Origin of the sequence: Sinimarinibacterium flocculans (genome assembly GCF_003201205.1) — a bacterium.
Lineage (GTDB): Bacteria > Pseudomonadota > Gammaproteobacteria > Nevskiales > Nevskiaceae > Solimonas > Solimonas flocculans.
The window spans coordinates 250903-259645 of sequence record NZ_QICN01000006.1; the positions used below are offsets into that span (position 1 = coordinate 250903).

Genomic DNA, 8743 nt, shown 5'->3' on the forward strand with positions numbered 1-8743 from the left:
GATAGTGCCATTACAAGCTCGGAGGTGGCGGTGCCCGCTCTCACAACCCAGTCCACTGTGAAAATTGTCGGGGCCAATGGGACGATTTCCCTGGGCAAGCAGTACGCCGGGCGGCAAGTGCTGCTCGAAGAAAAGGAACCCGGTGTCTGGTTGGTACGCACCGCTACGGTGGTTCCCGACAACGAGCGCTGGTTGCACCACCCGCAAACCGCTGAGAGCCTGCGTGAGGCGCTGGCTTGGGCTCAGTCTCACCCTGCGAGCGACGACGATGGCGAAGCGCTGTTGAAGCGCCTGCGCGATGACAGCCGCTGACCGCGACTCCACGGTTCGCCTGGATTTGAACAATCCCGTATTCCAACGCGACCTCTTCGGATTGCAGAAAGCTGAACGTCACGCGGCACTGGACATGCTGGGCAAGCTGCGCCAGCTCACTTGGAATCAGGTCTATCGAGACAAAGGCCTGCGCTGGGAAAAGATCACCAGCGTCGAGCCACCCGCAGGCATTGCAGCACTCTATAGCCTGCGCATCACACAGGCGCGCCGGGCAGTGGCCTACCGCGATGGCGACTTCATCCGTCTGCTCTCGATCCCTCCAGATCACGACACCACCTATGGCAAGAAATAATCCGCCAACGGAAGTAAAGGGGCAGACATTGACGTTTCGCATGCGAAACGCGGAGTCGGCAGCGACACCCACCGGCTCTTCGGCGCTCGTTTACGTGGGGGTGTTCAACTGGCCTGGCGGCCTAGACTTGGCGCCGGACGCAATGCGCGATTCGACCGCGCAACGCGGCGAGTTCGTACTCCGATAGCAACGTCTAGCCCAAGATGCTTACCGGCGCATCGGCAAATCAGGTTGCAATCTACTTGGTGAAGATCGCCGCGCCCATGAGATGGTACTGGCATGGGCGCAAGCTCATCGACGGGAACTGATGGAGGACTGGACGCTGTGCGAGCGCGAGCAGCCGCCGAAGAAGATCGAGCCCCTGCGGTAGCGCCGGCTGTCGTGCCGGCGGCGCCGTGGCGTGTTCGCCGCGTCGAGGTGCTGCCGGATTTTGAGCTGAAGGTCGAGTTCAACGACGGCCTGTCAGGCACCGTCAGAATGAGGCGCCTCGTGCAGTCGCAGGAGGCCGGCGAGTTCCGCCGCCTCGCTGACCCAACTTTGTTTTCCCAGGTTGGTGTCGAGCTGGGGGTTGTGACGTGGCCCGGTGGACTGGATCTGGCGCCGGACGCCATGCACGACTCGATCGCTCAGCGCGGCGAGTTCGAGCCTCGGTAAGGGGCTGTCGACGCGAAACGTCACCCCCCTCTGAACTTCGCCATTGCGCTGCGGCCCGCTTCGATGCGCTCGCCATAGCGGACCACTATCTGCGGGTTCTTCCATCGGCCCTGCTGCTGAATCTCCGGCACTCCTGCGCCGGCACACGCGCGTGTTGTGCATTGAGATTCCGACGCACTAGGCTCGGCGCGCTGCCTCGATGCTTGAGAATCCTCGTAGAAGCCAGTCGTCCGTGAGCCATCTGCGTTTCGCGTGCGAAACGCAGATGGCTACTACAGTCGCGCGTCACGAGCGCCCTCAGCGCTTCAACGCGAATCCGTGGCAGGCGTCGCCGATCTCCAAGCAATGCCGACTCCGGCGGTCAGTTGCCTATATGGAGAGTCCGACTCGTTCCCGCCTGCTCTTACAATCGCGATGCGGCTTGGCGCCGCATCCGGTCCGAGGAGCTTGAACAGCTTCTGAAGCACCGTGTAGTGCTTGAAACCTTGTTCCTGGGCGGCGATGTCCAAGCGCTTCATGTAGCCAAGGCTTGGATGATCTGCCTTGATCTGATGCGCTCGGCGCTTACAGGTGTCGAGATGCTGCTGCATGTTCATAACAGTTTCCTGATGCGTTGGGTACCACATTCCACTCGCTGAGGTTCCCTGGAAAGGAGAACTGTCATGCGGTACAGCGTTGAAGCGATTTGCCGGCGGCTTTGCAGTGGACGCAGGACATTCCAGCCCTTGAACTGCAGCTTGGCTTGAACACCGGCGGCCGTCAACCGCCGAAACGGGCAGCGTTAGCGCCGGGAGTCCATGCCCTCGCGCCGATGCAGGCGTCGCCGGGATTCATCGTTGAGCAACCGGTGCTGTCGATCTTTTCGTCGTACTCGGAAATGCCGGCGTCCGCGGAATGCGACCCTACTTCCAATCCCGCCGACCCCTGATCGGTCGTTTCGCATGCGAAACGGCGGAGAACGATCTACTTACAGTCTATTGCTCTATGTCAATTAGGGTGTCCCAGAGTCAATATAGTTGACAAGCCGCGAGAGCTCGTTCAAGATTATCTGCACAGGGCGCCGGCTACCCGGCGTTCGCGCTCTTTCAAATTCAGGCGTTTGAAGACCTTAAGCGGTGCCACGTGAACTGGTGCCGGAGTCTGGGGCTTGCCCCACTCAATGGCCCGTGCGCTTTGTCGCGGGCCGCGTGCCGTGAGGTACGCATGCTGTCACGCACTCCCGAGGGCTGGGCGACTGAGCCTGGACTGGCGGAGTGATCGGTGGTGGCGAGGAGCGCTATGCGCGCTACTGGAGTCTGAATCACCCGGTCCGTCTCGGGCCTTTCTCGGGGTCTTGCTCAACGGCGAGGGGGCATCCGCCCCAGCAAGAGAGGCAAACGTCATGAAATCGAAAGAGCTTCAAGAGGCACTGCGGTTGATCACCAAGGTGCTGAATGACCCGAGACTTGGACCTGGTCGAGGAGATCGACTGCGGGTTGCAAAGCGGGAGTTGGAGATGGCAGCACGGTCAGGGAAGTTGGATCGCCAGAAGCTATTCCTGGCAACTGAGATCGTAATGGCTGTTCTCGCCGAACTCGTTGAGCAGCAGGCAGGCTGAAGACCGGGGTGATTCAGATCTAATGGAACAGCACGACTACGCAAAAGCATTTCGCATCATCCGCGCGGCCTTCGGACTCAAGCAGTCCGAGTTGGCCAAGCGAATGCGCGTTTCAACGAGCCAGCTTTCGCTGATCGAGGCTGGCAAACGGCAGCCCAGTCTGCGCGTCATTAACGGTCTTGCCGGCGCAGTAGGAGTGCCGGCGGCAATGGTGACGGTGCTGGCTTCGACTTCGCGGGCCATCGAGTCCGAGGACGATCGCAACGTCACCGATCTTGCGCGAACCTTGTTGCGACTGCTCGTCTCTGCAACACCGGACGCGCCGCGTCAGCTGGCACTGGATGCCTGAATGGTAGCCGCACCGATACTGTCGATTCGCGATCTCGCTGCCCGCGTCGGGACACCGATCGAGCGCATGACGGAAATCGCTGACGACATCGATTCACACTACCGTCCTACCGCTCTCTATGACGAGAAGCGTGGACGCTCTCGCATGCTCAACGTGCCTCGAAAGGAACTCAAGGCGCTTCAGCAGCGCATCCATCGCGTCATTCTTGATCCGATCGAGTTGTCGGCATGCGTTCACGGGGCAGTAAGTGGCCGCTCGCCGCGGACCAATGCCGAACAGCATCTCGGAAAGCCTTGCGTAATCTGCGTGGACGTGAAGTCGTTCTTCGACAGTGTGCGGCACTATGTCGTCTATAGGATGTTCCGGAATGACCTTGGCTTTGGGCGCGACGTAGCGCGGTTGCTGACCCGACTCACGACATACGACAGCCAGCTTCCGCAGGGCGCGCCGACTAGTCCTGCGATCGCGAACCTTGTGCTGGCGTTTCAGGTCGACAAGCCGCTTGAAGCGGCCGCTGCTTCGCTCGACCTTACCTACACCCGATTCGTCGACGACATTGCGATATCTGGCGGCGATCCGAGACCACTGATCAACGTGGCGGCGAAGCTGCTCTCAGCACGGCGCCTGAAGGTGCATCGCGCGACGGGCCGCGGGCGGCTGAAGCCGAAGCTCAAGATCATGTCTGGCGGAGTTCAGCAGAAGATCACTGGCCTCGTAGTCAATTCGGCCTCCGCACCGACAATACCTCGCCGCTACCGCGATCAGGTCCGTGCGGCAATCCACCAGTTGCGCGAGATGCAGTCGGGTGCGTCCTTCAACCGGTCGGTGGATTCGATTCGCGGGCGAATTGCTCATGTCCGGAGGTTGCATCCCTCGGGAGCTGCTCGGCTAGCGGGCGAGCTTGCGCGGGTCATCGAGAACCGACGTGAGTGCGGCTGATCATCGGATTCAGTTCTCGATGGAGGGGAGGTTGTGGCCTTAGGACGCGACGATGCGCTGGTGTTTGCACTCGATGCTGAGTCGGGTGCCCTCAGGCACGTTCGCGAGGGGGCGACCGGACAACGCTGCAATTGCGTCTGCCCTGGCTGCGGGCAGGCCCTGGAAGCGGTGAACGCCGAAGCGAAGATCTATAAGAGGCGCCCACACTTTCGACACCTCGATGGCCAGACCGTAGAACGCTGCGCTGGCCAAGCCCTCGCGGCCGCGATCGAGTCCGCGATGCGAACGGTCGACGCGATCCCTCTACCGCCAATTCTCCCGGGCGCTCCTCTATTGGACGTTCGTGCTGAGACTGTCGACGCGGTCGCTATCGAGCGCTTTGAGATCGTCGACTACACCGAGGGGTTGCTTGTCTTGCCCGATGGGCGTGAGTTCCGTGTCTCGATCAGCGCGCATGATGTGGGTCACGAGGACGGCGAGCGTACGTTCGATTTGGTGCTTCATGTTCCGGAGCACCAGATCGAGAGCTTGGAGTCAGTAGAAGGCCTTCGGAGTTACCTGACTCTGGACAAGTCCGCTTGGCGATGGTGTCGCCGGCAAACGACGCCCAGTCTTGTAGGACAATCTGCGGGTGCTGAGTCGCGTGCGGCGCAACTGGCGGTGCTGGGCGATCCTGACTTTTCCGTTGAGCCGGGGGGCGACGTACCCGGGGGCGAGCAGCTACCACCCTCTCAGACTCATCGAGAAAGCCGGCCCATTTATGAGTGGACCGTTCGCATTCCAGGCAGGGATGGAACGGTGACGCTTTTGCATCGCCAGAGGTGGCCGAACGGCGTGATGACGGAGCGGGTGGAGCGTCTCGCTGCGTCTGACTTGGAAAAGTTGATATAGCTGTGCAGCAGCAACTTCTTCCGACGCGTTCAGAGCTTCCCAGAACGGTCGGCGCCAATTACCCAGGGGGAGGCGCAGGAGTCATGTCGGTGTTGCATGGAAGTCTGGAAGACGAGATCGCGGATCGGTATTTTTCCTTTGCTAACGACGTCATCGGAGTCTTGGGGGTCTCGCTCGCGGCTACGGCGCTGCAGTTCGAGAGGCCGCCTCCGTTTGCAGCGATCTTCTTCGCGGTGCTGTTCGTGTGGACCTTCTCGAAGGGTGGCGAGTATCGAAGGATTGCCAAGCGTTACGTCGTTCGCTATCGAGGCTTCGTCGGTATGCTGCTCCTTCTTTGGCGGCTGAACATCTACCTGACCGGATTTGCCCTGCTGTTCTTGGTCATGAGCGGATCGCTCACAAAGGAAGTCATCTACGCCGCCTGGCCCTGGTGAACCAGCCGGAATCACCCTCCCTGTTTCGGCGAGACTTAGCTCGTCGAGCACATGAACGGGCCGCGATATCGCGACGCCTCTCCCCACTGAATTGCCGTCATCAGAGCCCCACAATCTCGGTGGTGAGCCGGTCATCCGCGTCGACGATTCCGAACCGGCTGCCGGTTGCTTGAGCGCCAACCGCAACCTCATACAGCGCCAATCCGCGCCGCAGGATGTCGGCCTTGCTCATGGAGCGGCCCTGCGCCAGTGCTTCAAGGCGACTGTCGAGGTCTGCCGAGATCACCAAGCTGTACCGAACGTCCGGTGCTGTATCCGTAGTCATCGTCGCTCCAAGGGGCGGCCGCCTCAGTTTCGCATGCGAAACGTCGCCGATGTCCCACGTGAAACATTGGCTATTTTATCCCTTTTAGCTATTTCTCAGATCGGGCGGCGGCCCCTCGCGGCAGTCGCCTTTTTCTGTTCTGATCCGTTTCGCATGCGAAACGTCGATGCGCAGCTTCGGAAGTGGGAGCGCCGAGGGCCCGCGTCGCGTTATCGTATGTCTTCGCGGCAACCATTCGAGACGTGTGAGGCCTTGAGATGGTTCCGCATCCTGGGCCGCCACCGCGCTTCGTATCGTATTTCGTAACTACGATACGAAATACGATACGGAATCCCACACTGCACCGGGAGCCAGCATGACGCAGAACTCGAACACCAATCCCGAAGGAGCACGAGCGGCCGCTCTGGCTGCCGCCGAGCGCAGCAACCTCCGCGAGGGGCTACCACCCGCGAGCCCGGTCGTGCGGGTGCTCGACGCCAAGCTGATTCGTGGCGAACTGACCTACGATCAGGCGATCGAGATACTGGGCAAGCACTACCGCGATGGCGTACCGGCCAGCGAGTTTGGTCTGGGCTCGGCATTGGCGGAGATCGGCGAGACGCACGGGGGCGTCGAGCTGGAGCCGATGCGCCGCGACGAACCGATGCGGATCGCGGACCTGCCGTAGCTCAGCCTTCGCGAGAGTGATGCTTGGTGACCAAAATCGATAGGCGCTCGCAGAAAGGTCCGCAGGGCACGGAGCAGCTGTTGGTCGAGTTGACGGCCGAGCTGCGCGCGCAGACGGCGCGAGCCCGGCAGGCTGTGCAGACGACACTCTGTAGTGTAGAAGCGACACTATGCGAGCTGCGGACGGCACGCAGAGAAAATGCACTCTCGAAGAGCTGATTGTCGCGAGATCGAGCAGCGCGTGCCCTGGCTCGGTAGAATCGTGTGCAGGGCGGCGGGATCGGACTTGCAGGAGCAAGCCCGATGCTCACGATTTCACGCCTGCGCGACAGCGCGGCTGCAGTCTCGTACTACGAGAAAGACGACTACTACACCACACGCACCGAGTCGTCCGACGCACAAGGTCAGTGGTGGGGCGCCGCAGCGCAGCGCCTGGGACTATCCGGTGCCGTTGATCCCGACACCTTCAAGAATCTTCTCGACGGCAAGCTCCCGAACGGCACGTCGCTGAAGACGACCCAGCCGGGTTGGGATCTGACCTTCAGCGCGCCGAAGAGCGTGTCGATCATGGTCGAAGCCTTCGGGGACGCGCGCCTGCGCGAAGCGCACGAGCGCGCCGTCGAGAAGGCGCTGGCCTACCTTCAGAAGCACAGCACCGCCTACCGCCAGCGTGGCGGCTGGGCCTGGGAAGGACGCCAGCGTCAGGGCGACAACCTGGTCGCGGCGCTGTTCGAACACCACACCAGCCGCAACATGGACCCGCAGCTGCACACGCACGCGGTCGTGGCCAACGTCACGCAGCGCGCCGATGGCCGCTGGGTAGCGATCGAATCCAAGCCGTTTTACGAGGATCAGAAGCTGGGCGGCATGATCTATCGGGCAGAGCTCGCCGCCGACGCGCAGCGCCTCGGCTATGCCGTCGAGAAGACGGCACGCGATGGCAGCTTTGAGTTGGCCGCCGTGCCCAAGCCGCTGATCGAAACCTTCTCAACGCGACGGGAAGACATCGAGCGCGCGATGGCGGAGCGTGGCCTGACCGGCGCCAAGGCTGCGGAACAGGCCGCGCTTCGAACGCGCTCCGGCAAGCACCCGTACTCCCGCGAAGCGATCGCGGAGCATTGGAAGGCACAAGCCCAAGAGCACGGCTTCGATGGCGATCGCGTGCTCGCCGGTGCACTCAAGGCCGGCGACGTGACACCGACGGAACGCTTCGACGACACCCGAGCAATCCTCGATGCCTCGGACCGGCTATCCGAGAGCGAGGCCGTCTTCCTCCGAGGTGACCTGTTGCGCGAGACCTTGGCCAACGGCGTCGGCCGCCTGCGCCTGGCGAACGCCTTGGCCGCCGTGCGCCGCTACGCAGCCGGCGGTGCGCTGCGAGAAACGCGCCTGGGCGCGCGGGACGGGTGGACCACGCCGAAGGCCCTGGAACAAGAGAAACGCACCTTGGAGGCTGTCCAGCGCGGCGAGAATGCCGTGTCGCCAGTGATGAGCCCGCGAGAGGCCGCGGCCGCCCTGGCGTGCACCGAGCTCAACGATGGCCAGCGCAAGGCCGCCACGCTGATCGCCACCAGCCGCGACCGCTTCATCGGCGTGCTCGGCCGGCCCGGCACCGGCAAAACCTACATGCTCGGGACGGCCCGGCAATTGCTCGAAGGGCGCGGTTATGCGCTGAAGGGCCTGGCCGGCAATGCTGACGCCGCCCGCCAGGTCGCGCGTGAAAGCGGCATCGAATCCAGCACGCTGCGAAAGCATCTGAACGCGGCGGAGCGCGCATGGTCGGCTCTTAAGAACGCCGGCCCGCACGAGGCCGCGAAGCTCCGCGCAGAGCACGAGAAGGAAGCCTGGGTGCTCGATGAAGCCTCGCAGATCGGCAGCGCCGACATGCGCAAACTGAGCTTTCTCGCCGAGCGCCTGGGCGCTCGCGTGATCCTGATCGGTGACCCGCAGCAGCTTCCCGCCATCGGGGCCGGCAAGCCTTTCGCGCAGATGCTGCCCCTCATGAAGCACGTCGAGTTGGACGAATTGCGGCGGCAGACACGTGACGAGCACAAGGCGGCCGTTCGCGCCGCAATTCAGGGCGACATCCCGGCCGCGATGGCGCGCCTCAAACCCGACACGCAGGAGATCCAGGACCGCGATCAACGGCTCAAGGCCATTCTCGAGCGCTGGCGCGCCGCCGGCGACGATCGCGCGCAGACGCTGATGCTGACAGCGCGCAACGTCGACAAGACTGCTCTCAACGACGGCGCGCGCGACATCC

The 8743-nt window shown here is 62.6% G+C and carries 12 protein-coding genes; 10 read left to right on the forward strand and 2 right to left on the reverse strand.

The genetic code is table 11. From position 1 onward, the window contains the following. Positions 1-30: 30 nt before the first annotated feature. The 3 genes from C8D93_RS12620 to C8D93_RS12630 all read left to right on the forward strand — a co-directional run bounded on the left by C8D93_RS12620 (position 31) and on the right by C8D93_RS12630 (position 1279). Complete coding sequence (locus C8D93_RS12620) at positions 31-312, forward strand: hypothetical protein (protein ID WP_110265579.1); 282 nt, start codon at positions 31-33, stop codon at positions 310-312. Continuing rightward, positions 299-625, forward strand: a complete 327-nt coding sequence (locus C8D93_RS12625; RefSeq protein WP_110265554.1) for a hypothetical protein — start codon at positions 299-301, stop codon at positions 623-625. Before C8D93_RS12620 ends, C8D93_RS12625 begins: the two co-directional genes overlap by 14 nt. 381 nt (positions 626-1006) lie before the next feature. Beyond that, entirely contained in the window at positions 1007-1279 is a 273-nt protein-coding gene (locus C8D93_RS12630) for a DUF2442 domain-containing protein (RefSeq protein ID WP_211307321.1), read from the forward strand. A 305-nt stretch (positions 1280-1584) separates the two neighbouring features. Here the strand turns inward: C8D93_RS12630 and C8D93_RS12635 are convergent, their stop codons facing one another. After that, positions 1585-1875, reverse strand: coding sequence for a hypothetical protein (locus C8D93_RS12635; protein ID WP_146216592.1), 291 nt, complete (start codon positions 1873-1875; stop codon positions 1585-1587). A 785-nt stretch (positions 1876-2660) separates the two neighbouring features. Between C8D93_RS12635 and C8D93_RS20420 the strand changes: the two genes are divergently transcribed. The 5 genes from C8D93_RS20420 to C8D93_RS12655 all read left to right on the forward strand — a co-directional run bounded on the left by C8D93_RS20420 (position 2661) and on the right by C8D93_RS12655 (position 5489). After that, positions 2661-2876 (forward strand): hypothetical protein, encoded by a 216-nt coding sequence (locus C8D93_RS20420; protein WP_146216593.1) that lies wholly within the window; start codon positions 2661-2663, stop codon positions 2874-2876. A 22-nt stretch (positions 2877-2898) separates the two neighbouring features. Beyond that, positions 2899-3225, forward strand: coding sequence for a helix-turn-helix transcriptional regulator (locus C8D93_RS12640; RefSeq protein WP_110265557.1), 327 nt, complete (start codon positions 2899-2901; stop codon positions 3223-3225). Continuing rightward, complete coding sequence (locus C8D93_RS12645) at positions 3226-4164, forward strand: reverse transcriptase family protein (protein WP_110265558.1); 939 nt, start codon at positions 3226-3228, stop codon at positions 4162-4164. A 279-nt stretch (positions 4165-4443) separates the two neighbouring features. Continuing rightward, positions 4444-5055, forward strand: a complete 612-nt coding sequence (locus C8D93_RS12650) for a hypothetical protein (RefSeq protein WP_146216594.1) — start codon at positions 4444-4446, stop codon at positions 5053-5055. An 83-nt stretch (positions 5056-5138) separates the two neighbouring features. Next, positions 5139-5489: a hypothetical protein gene (locus tag C8D93_RS12655; RefSeq protein ID WP_110265560.1), complete on the forward strand. Its 351-nt coding sequence runs from the start codon at positions 5139-5141 to the stop codon at positions 5487-5489. Between the two features lie 100 nt (positions 5490-5589). On the opposite strand, the gene C8D93_RS12660 is transcribed toward C8D93_RS12655, so the two are convergent. Beyond that, positions 5590-5814 carry a DNA-binding protein gene (locus tag C8D93_RS12660; RefSeq protein ID WP_110265561.1) on the reverse strand — a complete coding sequence of 75 codons (225 nt, stop codon included), beginning with the start codon at positions 5812-5814 and terminating at the stop codon, positions 5590-5592. 355 nt (positions 5815-6169) lie between these two features. On the opposite strand from C8D93_RS12660, the gene C8D93_RS12665 reads away from it, so the two are divergent. Continuing rightward, positions 6170-6481 (forward strand): hypothetical protein, encoded by a 312-nt coding sequence (locus C8D93_RS12665; protein WP_110265562.1) that lies wholly within the window; start codon positions 6170-6172, stop codon positions 6479-6481. Positions 6482-6744: 263 nt separating this feature from the next. Then, the coding region (gene mobF, locus C8D93_RS12670; RefSeq protein ID WP_146216595.1) for a MobF family relaxase at positions 6745-8743 on the forward strand (1999 nt) is incomplete at its 3' end.